This is a genomic window from Roseococcus sp. GW821-FHT12F05 (genome assembly GCF_058806835.1).
This window is the reverse complement of sequence record NZ_JBXAQB010000002.1, coordinates 54,257-72,605: the sequence shown is the minus strand read 5'-3', so window position 1 is coordinate 72,605 and position 18,349 is coordinate 54,257. Positions and strand designations below refer to the sequence as shown.

The window sequence follows — 18,349 nt, the reverse complement described above, 5'->3', positions numbered from 1 at the left end:
GGCGATGAAACTGGGACGAAGGGTGATGCTGGGGGCGCTCGCGGCGTCTCCGGCCTGGGCGCAGGGCTTTCCCGCGCGGCCGGTGAAGCTGGTGATTCCGTTCGGCGCGGGCGGCATCACCGATCTCGTGGGGCGAATCCTGGCTGAGCGGGCCTCGGCCGAGCTGGGCGCCGCGGTCGTGGTCGAGAATCGCACGGGCGCCAACGGCAACATCGCCGGCGAGTACACGGCCCGCGCGGCGCCCGACGGGTACACGCTGCTGATGGCCTCGCTCGCCATGTTTTCCGTGAACCCGGCGATCTATCCGCGGATGACCTACGACCCGCTGACCGACTTCGCTCCGGTGGTGCTGGCGGCCAGCACGCCGCATGTGGTCGTGGCGCACGCCTCCACGCCGGGGAACGACCTGAAGGGCATGCTCGCGGCCGCCGGCGCGCGGCCGGAGGCGCTGAGCTGGGGCACGGCGGGGGCGGGCAGCAGCCCGCATCTCACGCAGATCCTGCTGCAGCACCTCGGGCGCGTGCAGCTCCTGCCGGTGCATTTCCGCAGCGGCGCGGCCAGCGTGCAGGCGGTGATCGCGGGCCAGGTCTCGCTGACCGCCGAGGCGACGCCGATCGTCATCGAGCATGTCCGTGCCGGCACGCTGAAGGCGCTGGCCGTGGCGGCGCCGGAGCGGCTGGCGCTGCTGCCGGAGGTGCCGACCGCCGCCGAGGCCGGCCTCCCCGGGCTGGAGAACGGCTCCACCTCGGCGCTGGTAGCCCCCAGGGGCACGCCGGATCCGGTGCTGGCGAAGCTCGCCGAATCCTTCCGGGCGGCGATGGCGAGTCCCGAGCTGCGCGCGCGGCTGAGCCAGCAAGGCACGGTGCCGCTCGGCGGCGTGGGCGCGGAGTTCACCGCGATGATCAATACCGAGGTGGCGCGCTGGCGGCCGCTGCTCTCCGGCATCCAGCCGGGCTAGGGGCCGCACCGCCTTCCCGGCCTCAGCCCTCGTTCTCCAGCCTTTCGATGTCCTCGTCCGAGAAGCCGAAATGATGGCCGATCTCATGGATCAGCACGTTCCGGACCAGGCGGGAAAGGTCCACGCCCGTCTCGATCCACTCCAGCAGGATGGGCTCGCGGAAGAGGAGGATGGTGTCCGGCTCGGTCGGCGCGTCGAGCACGGATTTTCGGGTCAGCGGCGTGCCCCGGTAGAGGCCGGTCAGGTCCCATGGGCTTTCCAGGCCCATCTCCTCGACCAGCGCGTCATCCGGCGTCTCCTCGACGGCGAAGGTGATTCCGTCCAATTTCTTGCGAAGCTCCATCGGAATCGCACGGAATGCGTGTTCCGCCATCTTGAGAATGTCATCGAGATCGGGTGGTGTTGTATATGTCATTGCATGCTCTGAAGATGGGGCCGGGAGGAACGGATGGAAAAACTGAACAATGCGGCGCAAGCCGTAGCCGAGGAACTGCCGGATTGGCGCTTCGACGACGGCAAGAATGTCATCGAACGCAAGTTCCGCTTCCGTGATTTCGTGCAGGCCTGGGGCTTCATCTCGCGCGTTGCGCTCCTGGCGGAAGCGCATGGCCACCATCCGGAATGGTCGAACAGTTACAACAGGGTCAGGATCACGCTGACCACCCACGACGTCGGCGGCATCTCGGACAAGGATATCAAGCTGGCGACCGCCATCGATTCGCTGCTGTGAGCCGCCGGGGCTAGTTCCCCTCTTGTTCTCGGCGGCGGCCCGCGCGAACATCGCGCCATGGACGCCGCCGCACGCACGCTCTCCACCACCCGCGCCGCCATGCGCTACTGCCTCGCCCGCGCCTGGTCGCCGCTGCCGGAGGTGCCGCTGCCCGACGGGCGCCGCGCCGACATCCTGGCGCTGCGGCCGGATGGCGGCTTCGTCATCATCGAGGTGAAGTCCTGCGCGCGTGACTACCTCTGCGACGCCAAGTGGCAGGACTACCGCGGCTTCTCGGACGAGCTGCACTTCGCCGTCGACCTCGACTTTCCCCAGGCGCTGCTGCCCGAGGATGTCGGCGTGATCGTCAGCGACGGCTGGGAGGCCGCCCATATCCGCGAGGCGCCGGCGCATCCGCTCGCCCCGGCCCGGCGCAAGGCGCTGATGCACCGCTTCGCCACCCTCGCCGCCACGCGACTCGCGGGCCTGACGGACCCGGTCGGGCTGACCGAGCGCCGCGCGGCCCTGCGGCTGGACTGAGGCGCCGCCCCGGGCGAACCTGTCGCCCGGAGGAAGCATGATCCTGTACATCTCGCCGGGCAGCCCCTTCGCCCGGATCATCCGCGTCCTGATGCGCGACCGCGCCTTCCCGGTCGAGGAGATCACGGTCCCCCTGCGCGACCCGGCCTCGCCCTTGCTGGAACACAGCCCGCCCGGCCGCGTCCCCACGCTGCGCGACGGCGACCACGTGCTGGTGGAGGTGCCCCTCATCCTCGCCCATCTCGGCTGGCTGCCGGCCGACGCCCCCGCGCGCGGCCGCCTCGGCCAGGCGCTCTCCCTGCTCGAGGGCATCGCCGTCTGGAATCGCGACCTCCGCCGCCCACCCGAGGAGCGCTCGCAAAAATTCCACGCGCTGGAGCACACCCGCGCCTCCCGCATCCTCGACGCCACCGACCCCCGGCATTACGACCCCTTCACGCCCGAAGGCGTGGCCCTCGCCTGCGCGCTGGGCTATTGCGAGCGCCGCCACACCGTCTTCCGCTGGCGCGAGGGACGGGACAGACTGGCCCAATGGTACGACGCCGCCACCGCGCGGCCGGCTTTCGCGGACACGCTTCCGCCCATCTCAGGAATCTGACCATGCAGAACAGCGAACCCGTCTGGCGCCACGTCGAGGCCAAGCAGGACGCCGCCATCGAGCTCTCCGACCGCGTCTGGGGCATGCCCGAGCTCGCCTATGCCGAGACCCGCTCGGCCGCGGAGCACACCGCCTACCTCAATGCCGAGGGCTTCCGGGTCACCGAAAACCTTGCCGGCATCCCCACCGCCATGATGGGCGAGGCGGGCGAGGACGGCCCCATCATCGCCATCCTCGGCGAGTTTGACGCGCTGCCCGGCCTCTCCAACGAGGCGGGCGTCGCCGAGCACAAGCCCGTCCCCGGCGACGGCAACGGCCATGCCTGCGGCCACAACCTGCTGGGCGCGGCCTCCCTGCTCGCGGCGACCGCGGTGAAGGACTACCTGGCCGCCAACGGCCTCAAGGGCCGCGTGCGCTACTACGGCTGCCCCGCGGAAGAGGGCGGCGCGGCGAAAGGCTTCATGGCCCGCGCCGGCCTCTTCGACGACGTGGACATCGCCATCTCCTGGCACCCCGCCTCCTTCGCCGGCGTGAACGAGCCGATCAGCCTCGCCAACACGCGCATCGATTTCACCTTCCACGGCCGCGCCAGCCATGCCGCGGCCTCGCCCCATCTCGGCCGCAGCGCGCTCGATGCCGTGGAGCTCATGTCCGTCGGCGTGAACTACCTGCGCGAGCACATCCCCTCCGAGAGCCGCATCCACTACGCCTATCTCGATGCCGGCGGCGTGGCGCCCAACGTGGTGCAGGCCAAGGCGAAGGTGCGCTACCTCATCCGCGCGGCCGACGTGGCCACGCTGAAGCCGCTGGTCGAGCGCGTGCGGAAAATCGCCGACGGCGCGGCGCTGATGACGGGCACGACGGTGACGACGCAGGTGATCTCCGCCGTCTCCAACCTGCTCGGCAACGACCCGCTCGAGAAGCTGATGCAGGACAATCTCGACCGCCTCGGCCCGCCGCCCTTCGACGCCGCGGACCGCGAGGCCGCCGCGAAGTTCCAGGAGACGCTCTCGCCGGAGGACATCTCCTCCGCCTTCCGCAAGATGGGCATGCCGGTGATCGAATCGCCGCTGACCGACGCCATCGTGCCGCTCGATTCCAAGCGCGCGCCGATGGTGGGCAGCACCGATGTGGGCGACGTCTCCTGGAAGGTGCCGACCGTGCAGGCGCGTGGCGCCACGCATGCCATCGGCACGCCGCTGCACTCCTGGCAGGCGACGGCGCAGGGCAAGCTGCCGCATGCCCATAAGGGCATGGTGCATGTGGCCAAGGTGATGGCCGGCACGGCGGTGGACGCGCTGGCCAACCCCGCGATCATCGCGGCGGCCAAGGCCGACCACGCGGCGCGCGCCGGCGGGCCTTACCAGTGCCCGCTGCCGGAGGACGCCAAGCCGCCCATCGGCATGTCGCTCGCCATCTGAGCATGCGGATCGTTCGTGACGCGGCCGCGCTGGCGGCCGCCGTCTCCGCCTGGCGCGCGGCCGGCGAGCGCGTGGCCGTCGTGCCCACCATGGGCTACCTGCACGAGGGCCACCTGGCCCTCGTCGCCCGGGCGCGGGAGCTGGCGCCGCGGGTGATCGCGACCATCTTCGTCAACCCGACGCAATTTGCGCCGCACGAGGATCTCGGCCGCTACCCGCGCGACGAGGCGGGCGACGTACGGAAGCTGGAGGCGGCGGGGTGCGACCTGCTCTTCGCGCCTCCGGTGGAGGTGATGTACCCGCCGGGCTTCGCCACGCGCATCGTCATGTCGGGGCCGGCCGAGGGGCTGGAGGGGACGCACCGGCCGCAGATGTTCGGCGGGGTGGCGCTGGTCTGCACGCGGATCTTCGGGCTGACGCGGGCGGATGTGGCCGTCTTCGGCGAGAAGGACTGGCAGCAGGTGATGGTGATCCGCCGCGTGGTGGAGGACCTGGCCCTGCCGATCGCGATCGAGACGGTGCCGACGGTGCGGGCGGCGGATGGGTTGGCGCTGTCCTCGCGCAACGCCTACCTGGATCCGGAGGCGCGGGAGAAGGCGGTGGCGCTGCATGCGGTGCTCATCCATGCGGCGGAGCGGCTGAAGGCAGGGGCTACGGCCGCGGAGGCCTGTGAGGAGGCGGAGGAACGGCTGCGGGAGGCCGGGTTCCGGCAGGTAGATTACGTGGCGTTACGGAGTGAGCAGCAATTTGAAGATATGGACAGATTAGATAAGCCTGGGCGGGTGTTAGGGGCAGCTTGGATTGAGCAAGTAAGATTAATCGACAATATTAGCACATAGATATATTATCTTCCTTTTTGCTTAACCTGCTCTGCTTCAATCCTAACATAATCGGCCATAAGTTCGTAATTCTCTAAACGATCGATGCCCATTTGAAGGGGATCATCAACCAAGCGCGCCCGTGCTCTGAATAAATCACGAATCATTGAAGCAGTATTTCTCGAAAATCCAAAGTTGGCTAAAGAATAAGAGGAAAAGTCGCCAATGCGCTTGGGAAGAATTGAGTCAAGATATTTTTCGAGCTCGGATATTTTTGTTATGAGAAAAGTAGCTTTTTCTCTAATGGCAATTTTCATTTTTTGATTCAGCGACGAATCAATCAAATCATTCCTAAGTTTTTTTCCTTCGAGATCAGGAAATTCTTTCCCTATTGCATCAATTAAAATGGGGGCAACTGAAATATTGGTACCGATAACTGTGACATGTTTAATCAATGCTCTAATAGCTTCCGGCTTGTTAAGGCCATAACCGCGCAAAATCCTAAATGGATGCTCAAGACTTCCTATTGTAGCCTTGGCGCCATGCTCTGGAAATTTTTCTTTAATCAGATGATGTAAAAAGACTCCTAATTCAAACTCATTGTCAAAAGGCCGATCTTGTTGTTCAATTCGCCGCTCAATAGCCCGTTTAAGGCGAGTTAGTGTTATCTCTCCCGCCAAAACTAAGCCATTAAGCTCGTCTAAAATATCAAGCTCTTCCTCTGATAGATCTGATTTGGAAGGCTTATAAGACAGGTCGTGCTCTACCTCCGCCCAGGCATGCATTAGAACAGAGCCGACTTGAATTTCTAATTTTGCCGAACAAAATCGCGAAATATTAGGATCTTTACCATCGTCCAAAAGGGATGCGCGAAAATGTGTAGCGTGATAGCCGGTAAATTTTTTCCCCTTGGGCATTTTCTTGTCAGCTGCAGGAAATATTCGAACATTGTCATTAATATCAAAATTAGCGCGTAGAATTTTTTCTACTTTTTCTCTATCATTTGGAAAATATAAAGCAATTCTTACGCCAGCAAGATCAACTATATCATCGCGAATTTCCTGCATTGTCTTATAGTTTTTTTCTTTGTATCTTTGTTGTATTTTTTTTCTTAGACTAGCAGCATTCTTTTCGCGATACGTCACCATTGCTGCGATCGCATTGGCCTCAAGAAGAGATTGAATTTTATTAGCAGATAAGCGTGCGGCTTCTCTGTAAAAATCGACTTCGCGCATGTAATTGGCAATAAATTCCTCAATTAAGTCCGGATTCGGGTCGGACGCGTGCTTGTCATTCATGTTCACTTTTCCGCGCCAAAAGTTATAATATTACTCCAGCCTAGCCCCCGAAACCTGAACCAGCCGCTGCCAAACCGGTGTCTCCGCCTCCACCAGCGCGCCCATCGCTGCCGGCGTCTCGCTCACCACCGTCCCGTAGCCCAGCGGCTTCAGCCGATCGATGAAGTCCTGCTGCGCCGCGATCGCCTTGATCGCCCCATGCAGCCGGTTCACGTGCTCGGCTGGCGTCCCGCCCGGCGCCATCACCGCGTTCCAGGTCACGACATTGTGCTGCCCCAGGCCGAGGTCGGAAAAATCCTTCATCCCCGGCACGTCCGGCAGGATCGAGAGCCGCTCGCGCGAGCTCACCGCAAACGCCAGAAATTTCCCTGATGTCACATGCGGCATCAGCGCCGGCATCACGTCGAACATCATGTCGATCGTGCCGGACAGCGTGTCCGTGATGGCCGGCCCGCCGCCGCGATAGGGCACGTGCAGGATCTTCGCATTCGCCGCCGCGTTGATTGCCTCGATGTTGATGTGGCTCGAGGTCCCGGTGCCGCTGCTGCCCATCTTCACCTGGTCGGGATGGCTGCGGCTCCACTCCACCAATTTGCGAAAATCGGTCCAGCCGTTGCGCCGCGCATTCTCCGCATTCACCACGCACATCAGCGCGCCGTCGGTGATCTGTGAGACCGGGGCGAAATCCGTGCGCGGGTTGAAGGGCAGCCGGCTCGTCATGAAGGGGAAGGCGCAAAGGGTGGTGACGCCGATCAGCCCGATCATCGTGCCGTCCTTGTCGCCCTTGGCGAGAAAGTCGGCGCCGATCATCCCGCCCGCGCCGCCGCGGTTCTCGATGACGACGGAGGTGCCGAGCGGGCCGGCCAGCCTCTCGGCCATGATGCGCCCCAGCAGGTCCACCGCGCCGCCGGGCGGGAAGGGGACGACGAGCCGCACCGGGCGGCCCTGCGCGCGCAGCGCCGGGGCGGCAAGAGTGAGGGCGGCCGCCCCAAGAAGCATGCTGCGTCGCAACGTCATGGCCGTGTGTTCCTTAATGATACGGCCATGTTGACGGTTATTGCGATGCGTCGGCAAGCCTCACGCGCGACAATGCGATGACGTCCAGCGCGGCCCTGGTCAGCTTGTAGGCAGCGAGTTGCTGCGGTCCTGCCCAGGCGACGGCCGCGACGTCGTCGCCGGGGATGGCCTCGCCCGCGTGCCAATGCGCGCAGTAGTCGACGATGGTGTAGTGGTAGCGCGGCTTGCCCCGGGCATCGAGCGAGATGGCGTCGATCACGTCGGCCAGGATCAGCGGGCCGGCCTGCAGCCCGGTCTCCTCCAGCAGCTCGCGCCGGGCGGCGGTCTGGGTGGTCTCGCCGATGTGCTGCGCGCCGCCGGGCAGCGACCAGGAGCCCACCCGCGGCGGCTTGCCCCGCTGGACCAGCAGCACCTCGTCGCCCCGGAAGAGCACGACGCCGATGCCGACCCAGGGACGGTCGGGATACTCGCGGTCGTCTGTCGTCACGGACGGGCTGCGGGGGCCCGCGCGGCCGGGTCGACGTCGGGGTCGGCGGCCGCGGGCGCCTGGGGCAGCAGGTCGGCCAGCGTCGGGATCATCGCCTTCTCCTTCCAGATGCCGAGCTGGTAGGCCCAGCCCTCCCACCGCGCCTGGAAGCCCTTGGTCTCGTCGCTGTCGCCCTCGGCGCGCAGCTTCACCCAGAGCACCTGCCCGTCGCGCTGCGGCCAGGCGGTGATGGTGAGGCCGTCGGTGTAGGTGAACTTCGTCTCGCCCAGCGCCTCGCCCGGCGCCTCGGCGGCGCGGCGGACCTCGATGAAGGTCAGCATGTCGAAGGAGCGGGCGACCTCGTCGAGCGAGGTGCGGTCGGCGACGGGGTGGTCCGCGGGCGTCACGATCTCCAGCGGCGCGTCCACCTCGCCGGCACGGGCCAGGACGAGCGGATTCTCGCCGGAGCGGTTGATCTCGGCGCGGCGCAGGCGGTCGGGGGCCAGGGCCGCGATGTCGCGGTTGATCCAGAGCTGCGGGTCGGCATCGGCGATCATCCGCCCCTCGGCGAGCCAGGATTTCTGCTCGGAGGGACGGCGGACATAGATGGATTCCGGCACGTTGCCCTGGGTGCGGACGCGGCGGCGGCCGAGGATCAGCTCGGCGATCACGCCGCCCTGGCCGTCCAGCACGCGCAGCTTCGCGGCGGTGCTGCCGTCGCGGCTGGGGTCGTCCACGCCGATATCCGCGTGCCGCGCGGGGTCGGAGGTGCGCTCCTCGACGAGGCGGAGCTCGGTGAGGCCGGTCAGCAGCTCGCGGATGCGCTCGCCCCGGGCGGGGTAGCCGCCGGTCTGCTCGATGCGCCAGGTGTCGCCGTCGCGGTTCAGCGTGGTGGCCTGGCCGTGGCGGGTCAGCTCGATCTTCTGGGCGTTCGCGAGACGCGGCGCGAGGCCGGGGAAGGCGAGGGTGCCCGGGACGAAGACGCCCTCGGACTCGTTCTGCGGCTTGAGCAGGTAGGCGCCGCCGATGGTGACGACGGCGGCCCCGCCCAGCAGCAGCAGCCCGCGGCGCCCGATCATGCCCGGGCCGCCGCGCGACGGCGGCTCCTCACTACGGCGAGGGCGACCGCGAAGATGGTCAGCAGGATCGGGACGAAGGCGATGTTGAAGACGCGGAGCCAGAACTCCAGCGTCTCGATGTCGCGCCGCAATTCGAGCTGCACGCCGCGGAGCTGGCGGCGCGTGGCCGCGATCTCCTCGCGGGCGCGGTCGATCTCGGCGCGCTGCTCGGGGGTGATGACGGTCTGGTTGGTGTTTCTCGCGCCTTCGCCGCCGGTGCCCTGCCGCAGCTCGCGCAGGCGCCGCTCCGTGGCGGTCAGCCGCTCGGTGAGCTGCTGCTCGGACTGGCGGAACTGCGCGTCGGCCTGGCGGCGGATGTTGTCCACCAGCTCGAAGGGCCGCTGGCCCTCGCCGCGCGAGCGCAGGCTGATCATGGCGTCGGAGCCGGCCAGCGTGTCGGAGACATTGGCCACGAAGCTGCCATTGCCCGAGAACGGCTGGGCCACCTGCTGGCCGAAGAAGTCCTGCACGCGGACCCAGAAGCGGTCCTCCAGGATGTCGGCGTCGTTGGCGACGACGATGTTCGCCGGCCCCTCGGTCGCCGCGCGATGGGCGGGAAAATTCTCCGGCCGGGTCTGCCCCTCGGCGAGCGCGGGCGGCCCGTCGGGGAAGGCGCTGCGCAGGTTGCCGCGGATGCGGGCGGCGATCACCCGGCGCTGCCCGTCCGCGCGGAAGTCCGCGAGGATGCGGGTGGGCGAGGGCTCGGTGCGCACCTTGGCCGCGTCCACCAGCATGGATTGCGAGGAGCTGGTCAGCAGGGGGATGAACTCGATGCCGGCGCCCTCGCGCGGGGCGAGGAAGCCCGCGGAGGCCACCGTCACCTGCTCGATCTGCGCGGTGGCGACCTCGGTGCGGTTGATGCTGTCGCCCTGCAGGTTGAACCAGGCGATGTAGTCGACGGCCTGGACGCGGTCGGTGGGCCCGGCGCGGACGCGCCAGGCGCCGCGCAGGTCGAGCACCACCTGGTCGGAGGGCGCGTCGACGCCCCAGGCGTTCAGCAGCCGCGGCAGGGAGGAGGCCGTGTCCGTCGGCGGACGGCCGGTCGGGCCCGGGCGGGTGGCCTGCATCTCGCTGTGCGGGTCCACCATCAGGAACAGCTTGCCGCCGCGCATGACGAACTGGTCCACGGCGTATTGCGCCGCGTCCGACAGGCCCTGCGGATGGGCGAGGAGCAGGATCTGCACCTCGGGCGGGATCACCTGCGCGTCCATGGGCACGTCCTGGACGGTGAAGCTCTCGCGCAGCTGGCGGATCACCACCTGCGGCTGCGCGAGCTGCGGCTGGCGCATCATCATCGCGCGGGGATCGCCGTTCAGCGGCAGCGGCGACATGACGCCGAGGACCGGGCGCGTGGGGTGCGAAAGCTCGAAGATCAGGCGGGTCAGGTCGGCTTCCAGGAAGCGCTCGCGGTCCGTCTGGAAGAAGGGGATATTGCGCTCCTCGTCGGTGAGGTTCGCCGCCGAGAGGCCGAAATAGACCTGCTCGCCGCCCTGATCGACGGGCACGCCCTGCAGGCCGAGGGCCATGGCGCGGTCCTCGACGTCGGAGAAGGGCTCGGGGTCGAAGAACTCCAGCCGGATCTTGCCGCCGGAGGCCGCGACGTATTCGCGCAGCATCTCGCGCACGCGCTCGGCATAGGTGCCGTATTGCGGGACCTCGGAACCGAGCTTGCGGGAGTAGAAGAGCCGCAGCGTGATCGGGTCCTGCAGGCCGGCCAGCACCTGCCGCGTGCCGGGGGATAGGGTGTAGAGGCGCTGCTGCGTGAGGTCGACGCGGGCGGCGTAGAGCGTCCGGTCGGCGAGCAGGTTCACGCCCACGGCCAGCGCCAGCGCCAGCAGGACGCCGAGGGCCGAATAGGTGAGGCGACGGTTCCTCATGGGATCAATCCGCCTTCTTGTGTTCGAGGATCACCGCGTTCAGGAAGAGCCAGAAGGCGATGAAGCTGGCGAAGAAGATGAAGTCGCGCGCCGAGATCACCCCGCGGGTGAAGCCGGCGAAGCGCTCGTTGACGGAGACGCCCCGCGCCACGTCGGCCAGGACGGGCAGGTTGGCGGAGAGGAACTCCGTCACGACCGGTGAGCCCGCGGCGGCGAAGAGGAAGCAGGCCGCGACGGCCAGCACGAAGGCGATCACCTGGTTGCGCGTCAGGGCCGAGATGGCGGCTCCGACAGCGAGATAGGTGCCGGCCACCAGCAGGCAGCCGAGATAGCCGGTCAGCACCACGCCGTTGTCCGGCTGACCCAGCAGGTTGATCGTGATCCAGAGCGGGAAGGTCAGCGCCAGGGCCACGGCGCAGAAGGCCCAGGCGGCCAGGAATTTTCCGACCACGGCCTGGGCGGCGGTGATGGGCAGGGTCAGCAGCAGCTCGATGGTGCCGAGGCGCCGCTCCTCGGCCCAGAGCCGCATGGTCAGCGCGGGCACCAAGAAGAGGAAGAGCCAGGGGACGAAGCTGAAGAAGGGGATCAGGTCGGCCTGTCCGCGGGTGAAGAAGCCGCCGAGGGTGAAGGTCAGCGCCCCGGCCAGCACCAGGAAGATCACGATGAAGACGGTGGCGACGGGCGTCGCGAAATAGGCGGCGAATTCGCGCCGCGCGACGATCATGGCGGCGCTCATGTCGCCTCCGATCGCCGGAGGGCGCGGGCCCGAAGGCGTGAATCGGCGGCCATTATCGTGCTTCTCCGAGGGTCAGGATCCGGAAGACGTCGTCCATCGAGCGGCCTTCCGACACGAGGTCGGCCGGCGGGGAATCGGCCAGCACCTTGCCGCGGGCGATGATGATGGCGCGCGTGCAGACGGCGGCCACCTCCTCGAGGATATGGGTCGAGATGATGATGGCCTTGTCCGGCGCCATGGTGCGGATCAGCTCGCGCACCTCGTGCTTCTGATTGGGGTCGAGCCCGTCGGTGGGCTCGTCGAGGACCAGCACCGGCGGCGAGTGCAGCAGTGCCTGCGCCAGGCCGACGCGGCGCTTGAAGCCCTTGGAGAGGGTCTCGATCGGCTGGAGCCGGACGCCCTCGAGCTGGGTCTGGGCCATGGCGGTGGCGACCCGGTCGTCCTTCTCCGAGCCCCGGAAGCCGCGGATGCGGGCGCAGAACGACAGAAAGTCGATGACGGACATCTCGGGGTAGGTGGGGGCGCCCTCGGGCAGGAAGCCCAGCTCACGCTTGGCGGCCACGGGGCTGTCCACGATGTCGTGGCCGCAGATGCGGGCGGTGCCGGAGGTCGGCAGCATGAAGCCGGCCAGCATGCGCATGGTGGTGGATTTCCCGGCGCCGTTGGGGCCGAGGAAGCCCACCACCTCGCCCCTGGCCACGGAGAAGCCGACGTCGTCCACGGCGGTGAAGCTGCCGAATTTTTTCGTCAGCCCCTCGATCTCGATGAGTGCGGTCAATCCAGATCTCCCAATCCGCCCGCCGGTTTAGCGGGGGTGCGGGGGTTTTCAAGTCGCGGGGCGTTCATCCGGCGGCCAGGATGGCCACGGCGTCGAGCTTGTCGAAGAGGCGGAGGAGGTCGCGGGCGGCCTTTCCGCGGGGGGAGGTGAGGTCCGGATCGCGCTGGAGCAGCACCTCTGCGTCCTGGGCGCCCATCTCGATCAGGTCGCGCTGGCGGCGCTCGGCGGCCGAGTCCTCCTCGCCGCGGAGGCCCAGCTTGAACTGGACCTGGCCGGCCTGGCGGGTGCCGAGCGCCTCGCCGCCGCCGCGCAGGCGCAGGTCCTCCTCGGCGATGACGAAGCCGTCCTCCGTGTCGCGCAGGATGAGGAGGCGTTCCTTTTCGCGCTCGGACAGGTGCTCGGAATGCACCAGCAGGCAGGAGGACGGTTTTTTGCCTCGTCCGACCCGGCCGCGGAGCTGGTGCAGGGCGGACAGCCCGAAGCGCTCGGCCTGCTCGATGAGGATGATGGTGGCTTCCGGCACGTCCACGCCGACCTCGATGACGGTGGTGGCGACCAGGATCTGCGTCCGGCCGGTCGCGAAATCGGCCAGGGCCTTCTCGCGGACATCCACATCCAGCTCGCCATGGGCGAGGCCAACTTTTCCCGGGAAGCGCTCGGAGAGCTCGGCGAAGCGGGTCTCGGCGGCGATGCTGTCGTCGTGCTCGCCGCCGGTGATGGCGCGGACGACCCAATAGGCGCGCTCGCCGCGCTCCAGCGCCGCGGCCATGCGGGCCACGATCTCCTCCAGCCGGGCGCCGCTCGCGATGCGGGTGGCGATGGGCTGCCGTCCCGCCGGCTTTTCCGCGATGCGGCTGACCTGCATCTCGCCCCATTGCGTGAGCTGGAGGGTCCGGGGGATGGGCGTCGCGGTCATGACCAGCATGTCCACCTGCTCGCCCTTGCGCGAGAGCTCCAGCCGCTGGGCCACGCCGAAGCGGTGCTGCTCGTCCACCACGGCGAGGCCGAGATCGGAAAACTCCACCGCCTCCTGGAAGAGGGCATGGGTGCCGATGGCGATGGGGATGGAGCCGTCGGCGAAGCCGGCCAGGACGCGGCGGCGCTCGGCGCCCTTCACGCTGCCGGCCAGCAGGGCGACCGGGACGGGGCAGAGTTTTTCCAACGTACGGGCGTGCTGACGGGCCAGGATCTCGGTCGGCGCCATGAGCGCGGCCTGGGCTCCGGCCTCCACCGCCTGCAGCATGGCCAGCACCGCCACCAGCGTCTTGCCCGAGCCGACATCGCCCTGCAGCAGGCGCAGCATGCGGTGGGGCGCGGCCAGGTCGGCCTCGATCTCGGCCAGGGTGCGGGTCTGGTCGCGGGTCGGGGCGAAGCCGAAGGATGCCAGCGCCTTGCGACGCAAACTTCCATCTCCGATCAAGGAGCGCCCCGGCGCATCGCGGCGCCGGCGGCGCAGCAGGCCGAGCGCGATCTGGCCCGCCAGGATCTCGTCATAGGCCAGTCGCTCCCAGGGCTTTTCCGTCGCACGGGTGACCGGGGCGTGCAGGGCACGCAAGGCCTCCGCGAAGGGCGGCCAGGCCTCGCGCCGCATCAGCGGCTCGTCGTGCCATTCCGGCAGGTCGGGCAGGCGGGCCAGCGCGGCCTTCATCGCCGGCGCCATGTGGCCACGCGCCAGGCCCTCGGTCAGCGTCCAGACCGCCTCCAGCAGAGGCAATGCTTCCTCGTCCGCGGCCACATCCGGGCTGATGCAGGACCAGGCCTCACCCTCGGGCCGGATGCGGCCGGAGATGAAGCGGGCCTCGCCGCGCGGCAGCAGGCGCTCGATCCAGCCGAGATTGGACTGCATGAAGCGCAGCGTGACCTCCTCCTGCGTGCGCACCTCGATATAGCGGCGGGAGGCGCGGCTCATCGCCGAGCGGAAGGAGATCGGGGTCACGCGCAGCACGGAATCGATGTCGGGCAAGGCTTCGGAGGGATGCGCGATCCGCCGCCGCTCGGCCACACGGTCGGGCAGGTGGAAGAGGAGGTCGAGCACGCGCGGGCCGCCGCAGGCCTTTTCCAGCAGCAGGGCCCGCTTGGGACCGACGCCGGGAAGGGAATCAAGGGGTTCGAGGAGACCCGAGAGGCTGACAGTCTGGCTCACGCGGGCCTATATGCCATTCGTGACGAGTCCTGACGAAACCCCCGAGCTTCCCGCCCGCCAGCGACGCATGCTGTTCCGCGCTCTGCACCGCGGCACCAAGGAGTGCGACCTGATGCTCGGTGGCTTCGTGCGCCGGCACATCGCGGGCTTCTCCGAGGCAGAACTGGCCGAGCTGGACCGCATCCTGGAACTGCCCGACGTGGACCTGACCGATTGGCTTTCCGGCCGCCAGCCGGTGCCCGACGAGGCCCGCGGGCCGCTGCTGGACCGTATCATCACCGCCGCCGCGCTCCCCGGTTCCGGCCTGCCGGACCACCTCCGATGACGAATGGTCTCGACGTCTACGGCGCCCCGGAAGGCTATGACGCCCTCCTCATCCGCCAGCGCCGGGCCGAGAGCCAGGAGCCGGTCATCCATGTCTGCCGCGACGATGCGCGCATGGCGCGGCTCACCGACGCGCTGGGCTTCTTCATGCCCGAGGCCGAGATCCTGCGCCTGCCGGCCTGGGACTGCCTGCCCTATGACCGCGTCTCGCCCAATCCGGAGCTGGTGGCCGAGCGCGTGGCGACGCTGGCCGAACTGACCACCAAGGCGACCGGCCCGCGCATCGTGCTGACCACGGTGAACGCGCTGGTGCAGAAGGTGCCGCCCCGCACCGCCTTCCAGGGCTCGGCCCTGCTGCTGCGCAAGGGCGGCCGGGCGGATATCGAGGACATCACGCGCTTCCTCGATTCCAACGGCTACAACCGCACCGGCACCGTGATGGAGCCGGGCGAATACGCCGTGCGCGGCGGCATCCTGGACCTGTTTCCGTCCGGCGAGAGCGAGCCCATGCGGCTCGACCTCTTCGGCGACGAGATCGAGAGCATCCGAAGGCTCGACACCGGCACCCAGCGCAGCGGCGCCGCGCTGGACCGGCTGACTCTGCGTCCGGTCGGCGAGGTCTTCCTCGATCCGCCCTCGATCGAACGCTTCCGGGCGCAGTACCGCGAGCTTTTCGGCAATGCGGCCGCCGAGGACCCGCTCTACGTCTCCATCAGCGCGGGGCGGCGGCATCCGGGCATGGAGCACTGGGCCGGGCTCTTCCACGACCACATGGAGACGCTGCTCGACTACCTGCCCGGCGCCTCGGTCAGCCTCGACGCCCAGGCGCAGGATGCGCTCGCCGCGCGGCTGGAGATGATCCAGGACCATTACGAGGCCCGCCGCATCCCGGCCCGGATCAGCGAGGGCGAGGTGCCCTACCGCCCGGCGCCGCCGAAGCTGCTCTACCTGGACCAGGCGGGCTGGGACCGCATGCTCTCCGGCGGCAAGCGGCTCAACTTCTCCCCGTTCCACAAGCCCGAGGGCGCCGAGGGCTACGATGCCGGCGGGCGGGCAGGGCGGCTCTTCACCGAGATCCGCCAGGCCGGGGAAAACCTCTTCTCCGCCTATGGCGCGCATGCCGAGACGGAGCGCGGCCGCGGCCGGCAGCCCATGCTCGCCGCCTGGACGCGCGGCTCGCGCGAGCGGCTGGTCACGCTCCTGCGGGAAAACCGCGTCACCGCGGAACCCGTGGAAGACTTCTACGCGTTCCAGAAGCTCAAGCCCGGAACGGTCGGCGTCGGCATCCTCGGCCTGGAGCGCGGCTTCACCGCCGAGCACCTCTCCATCACCGCCGAGCAGGACCTTCTGGGCGAGCGCATCGCCCGCCCGCCCCGGCGGAAGAAGCGCGCCGACCAGTTCATCGCCGACGCCACCCAGATCGAGGTCGGCGACCTGCTGGTCCACCAGGACCACGGCATCGGCCGCTACGACGGCCTCGCCACCATCGAGGTGAGCGGTGCGCCGCACGACTGCCTGCGGATGATCTACGACGGCGGCGACAAGCTCTTCGTCCCCGTCGAGAACATCGAGATCCTGTCCCGCTTCGGCAGCGAGACTGCCGGCGTGGCGCTGGACAAGCTGGGCGGCGCCTCCTGGCAGGCGCGGAAATCCAAGGCCAAGCAGCGCATCGCCGACATGGCCTCGGCGCTCATCCGCATCGCCGCCGAGCGCCAGACCCGCGAGGCGCCCATCATGGCGCCGCCCGAAGGCACATGGGACGAGTTCTGCGCCCGTTTCCCCTATGCCGAGACGGAGGACCAGGCACGCGCCATCGCCGACGTGCTGGAGGACCTCGCCGCCGGCAAGCCGATGGACCGCCTCATCTGCGGCGACGTCGGCTTCGGCAAGACCGAGGTGGCCCTGCGCGCCGCCTTCACCGTCGCCATGGCCGGGGTGCAGGTGGCCGTGGTCGTGCCGACCACGCTGCTGGCCCGCCAGCATCATCGCACCTTCACCGCGCGCTTCGCCGGCATGCCCGTGAAGGTGGCGCAGCTTTCCCGCATGGTGACGGGCAAGGAGGCGGCGGCGGTGAAGGCCGGCATCGCCGACGGCTCCGTCGACATCGTGGTCGGCACCCATGCGCTGCTGGGCAAGACGATCCAGTTCGCCGATCTCGGCCTCGTCATCGTGGACGAGGAGCAGCATTTCGGCGTGAAACACAAGGAGCGCCTGAAGGAGCTCCAGGCCGGCGTCCATGTGCTGACGCTCACCGCCACGCCCATCCCGCGCACCCTGCAGCTGGCGCTCTCCGGCGTGCGCGAGATGAGCGTGATCGCCACGCCGCCGGTGGACCGCCTGGCCGTCCGCACCTTTATCATGCCCTGGGACAGCCTCGTCCTGCGCGAGGCCGTTCAGCGCGAGCGCTTCCGCGGCGGCCAGATCTTCGTCGTCGTGCCGCGGATCGAGGACATGTCTCGCATGTACGAGCGCCTGGCCGAGGTCGCGCCCGAGGCGCGGGTCGTGCAGGCCCATGGCCGGCTCGCGCCGACCGAGCTCGAGCAGGTCATGACCGAGTTCGGCGACGGCAAGTACGACGTCCTGCTCGCCACCAACATCGTCGAGAGCGGTCTCGACATGCCCGCGGTGAACACGCTCATCATCCACCGGGCCGACATGTTCGGCCTGGGCCAGCTCTACCAGCTGCGCGGGCGCGTGGGGCGCGGCAAGCAGCGCGGCTATGCCTACCTGACCTGGCCGCCGCACCACCGCCTCTCGCCCACGGCGCAGAAGCGGCTGGAGGTGATGCAGACGCTGGACAACCTCGGCGCCGGCTTCACGCTGGCCAGCCACGACCTCGACATCCGCGGCGCCGGCAACCTGCTGGGCGAGGAGCAGTCGGGCCAGATCCGCGAGGTCGGCATCGAGCTCTACCAGGAGATGCTGGAGGAGGCGGTGGCCGACCTGCGGGCCGGCTCGCGCAAGCATCGCGAGGCGGAGGGCAGCTTCACTCCGCAGATCAACCTCGGCCTGCCGGTGCTGATCCCCGAGACCTATGTGCAGGAACTGCCGGTGCGGCTCGGGCTGTACCGCCGCATCGGCGCGCTGGTGACGGATGCCGAGGTGGAGGCGATCGCGGCCGAGCTGGCGGACCGCTTCGGGCCGATCCCGGTGGAGGTGGAGAACCTGCTGCAGGTGGTGGCGCTGAAGCTGCAATGCCGCGCGGCGGGGGTGGAGAAGGTGGATGCCGGGCCGAAGGGCGTGGTGGTGGCCTTCCACAAGAACCGCTTCGCCAATCCGGCGGGGCTGGTGGCCTGGGTGTCGAGCCAGAAGGGCATCATCTCGCTGCGCCCCGACCACAAGCTGGCCTTGCTGCGCGAGCTGCCCTTCGAGGCGCGCGTGAAGGCCGCACGCGGCCTGGTATCCAAGTTGCTGGAAGTCGCGACCCAGGCGAAGGCGGCCTAGTTTTCGGGTCCAGGGCCAAAAGCCCTGGCGGGGGGGGGGGGGGGGGGGGGGGGGGGGGGGGGCCCCCCCCCCCCCCCCCCCCCCCCCCCCCCCCCCCCCCTTCT

17 protein-coding genes are annotated in these 18,349 nt (G+C 68.4%); 8 read left to right on the top strand and 9 right to left on the bottom strand.

Going from position 1 to position 18,349, the window contains the following annotated elements; all coding sequences use genetic code 11:
* Positions 1-4: 4 nt before the first annotated feature.
* A complete protein-coding gene (locus AC1ROY_RS05095; RefSeq protein ID WP_493147514.1) occupies positions 5-958 on the top strand; it encodes a Bug family tripartite tricarboxylate transporter substrate binding protein in 954 nt (317 codons plus the stop codon).
* Positions 959-980: 22 nt separating this feature from the next.
* Here the strand turns inward: AC1ROY_RS05095 and AC1ROY_RS05090 are convergent, their stop codons facing one another.
* The gene (locus AC1ROY_RS05090) at positions 981-1,283 is read right to left on the bottom strand and encodes a metallopeptidase family protein (RefSeq protein WP_493147513.1); all 303 of its coding nucleotides are present in this window, start codon (positions 1,281-1,283) and stop codon (positions 981-983) included.
* 123 nt (positions 1,284-1,406) lie between these two features.
* Here AC1ROY_RS05090 and AC1ROY_RS05085 point away from each other — a divergent pair, with 123 nt between their 5' ends.
* Genes AC1ROY_RS05085 through panC form a run of 5 tightly spaced genes read left to right on the top strand, consistent with a single transcriptional unit; the run spans position 1,407 to position 5,065 of the window.
* A complete protein-coding gene (locus AC1ROY_RS05085) occupies positions 1,407-1,688 on the top strand; it encodes a 4a-hydroxytetrahydrobiopterin dehydratase (protein WP_493147512.1) in 282 nt (93 codons plus the stop codon).
* A gap of 57 nt (positions 1,689-1,745) precedes the next feature.
* A complete protein-coding gene (locus tag AC1ROY_RS05080) occupies positions 1,746-2,207 on the top strand; it encodes an MmcB family DNA repair protein (protein WP_493147511.1) in 462 nt (153 codons plus the stop codon).
* Positions 2,208-2,244: 37 nt separating this feature from the next.
* A complete protein-coding gene (locus tag AC1ROY_RS05075; RefSeq protein WP_493147510.1) occupies positions 2,245-2,805 on the top strand; it encodes a glutathione S-transferase family protein in 561 nt (186 codons plus the stop codon).
* Positions 2,806-2,807: 2 nt separating this feature from the next.
* On the top strand, positions 2,808-4,226 hold the full coding sequence (locus tag AC1ROY_RS05070; protein ID WP_493147509.1) for a M20 family metallopeptidase: 1,419 nt from the start codon (positions 2,808-2,810) through the stop codon (positions 4,224-4,226).
* Between the two features lie 2 nt (positions 4,227-4,228).
* A complete protein-coding gene (panC, locus tag AC1ROY_RS05065; protein WP_493147508.1) occupies positions 4,229-5,065 on the top strand; it encodes a pantoate--beta-alanine ligase in 837 nt (278 codons plus the stop codon).
* 5 nt (positions 5,066-5,070) lie between these two features.
* Here the strand turns inward: panC and AC1ROY_RS05060 are convergent, their stop codons facing one another.
* From AC1ROY_RS05060 to recG, 8 genes are all read right to left on the bottom strand, one after another.
* Positions 5,071-6,342 carry a GTP pyrophosphokinase gene (locus tag AC1ROY_RS05060; protein WP_493147507.1) on the bottom strand — a complete coding sequence of 424 codons (1,272 nt, stop codon included), beginning with the start codon at positions 6,340-6,342 and terminating at the stop codon, positions 5,071-5,073.
* Between the two features lie 30 nt (positions 6,343-6,372).
* On the bottom strand, positions 6,373-7,359 hold the full coding sequence (locus tag AC1ROY_RS05055; protein WP_493147506.1) for a Bug family tripartite tricarboxylate transporter substrate binding protein: 987 nt from the start codon (positions 7,357-7,359) through the stop codon (positions 6,373-6,375).
* A 37-nt stretch (positions 7,360-7,396) separates the two neighbouring features.
* Entirely contained in the window at positions 7,397-7,846 is a 450-nt protein-coding gene (locus AC1ROY_RS05050) for an NUDIX hydrolase (RefSeq protein WP_493147505.1), read from the bottom strand.
* A complete protein-coding gene (locus AC1ROY_RS05045) occupies positions 7,843-8,904 on the bottom strand; it encodes a DUF4340 domain-containing protein (RefSeq protein WP_493147504.1) in 1,062 nt (353 codons plus the stop codon). Before AC1ROY_RS05045 ends, AC1ROY_RS05050 begins: the two co-directional genes overlap by 4 nt.
* Positions 8,901-10,820 carry a GldG family protein gene (locus AC1ROY_RS05040; protein WP_493147503.1) on the bottom strand — a complete coding sequence of 640 codons (1,920 nt, stop codon included), beginning with the start codon at positions 10,818-10,820 and terminating at the stop codon, positions 8,901-8,903. The genes AC1ROY_RS05045 and AC1ROY_RS05040 overlap by 4 nt, the downstream gene beginning before the upstream one ends.
* A gap of 4 nt (positions 10,821-10,824) precedes the next feature.
* A complete protein-coding gene (locus tag AC1ROY_RS05035) occupies positions 10,825-11,556 on the bottom strand; it encodes an ABC transporter permease (protein WP_493147502.1) in 732 nt (243 codons plus the stop codon).
* Positions 11,557-11,608: 52 nt separating this feature from the next.
* Positions 11,609-12,334 (bottom strand): ABC transporter ATP-binding protein, encoded by a 726-nt coding sequence (locus tag AC1ROY_RS05030; protein ID WP_493147501.1) that lies wholly within the window; start codon positions 12,332-12,334, stop codon positions 11,609-11,611.
* A gap of 64 nt (positions 12,335-12,398) precedes the next feature.
* Entirely contained in the window at positions 12,399-14,477 is a 2,079-nt protein-coding gene (gene recG / locus AC1ROY_RS05025) for an ATP-dependent DNA helicase RecG (RefSeq protein WP_493147500.1), read from the bottom strand.
* A gap of 67 nt (positions 14,478-14,544) precedes the next feature.
* Between recG and AC1ROY_RS05020 the strand changes: the two genes are divergently transcribed.
* Together AC1ROY_RS05020 and mfd are read left to right on the top strand one after the other, a co-directional pair.
* The gene (locus AC1ROY_RS05020; protein ID WP_493147499.1) at positions 14,545-14,802 is read left to right on the top strand and encodes an FAD assembly factor SdhE; all 258 of its coding nucleotides are present in this window, start codon (positions 14,545-14,547) and stop codon (positions 14,800-14,802) included.
* Positions 14,799-18,245, top strand: a complete 3,447-nt coding sequence (gene mfd, locus AC1ROY_RS05015) for a transcription-repair coupling factor (protein ID WP_493147498.1) — start codon at positions 14,799-14,801, stop codon at positions 18,243-18,245. The genes AC1ROY_RS05020 and mfd overlap by 4 nt, the downstream gene beginning before the upstream one ends.
* Positions 18,246-18,349: the final 104 nt, after the last annotated feature.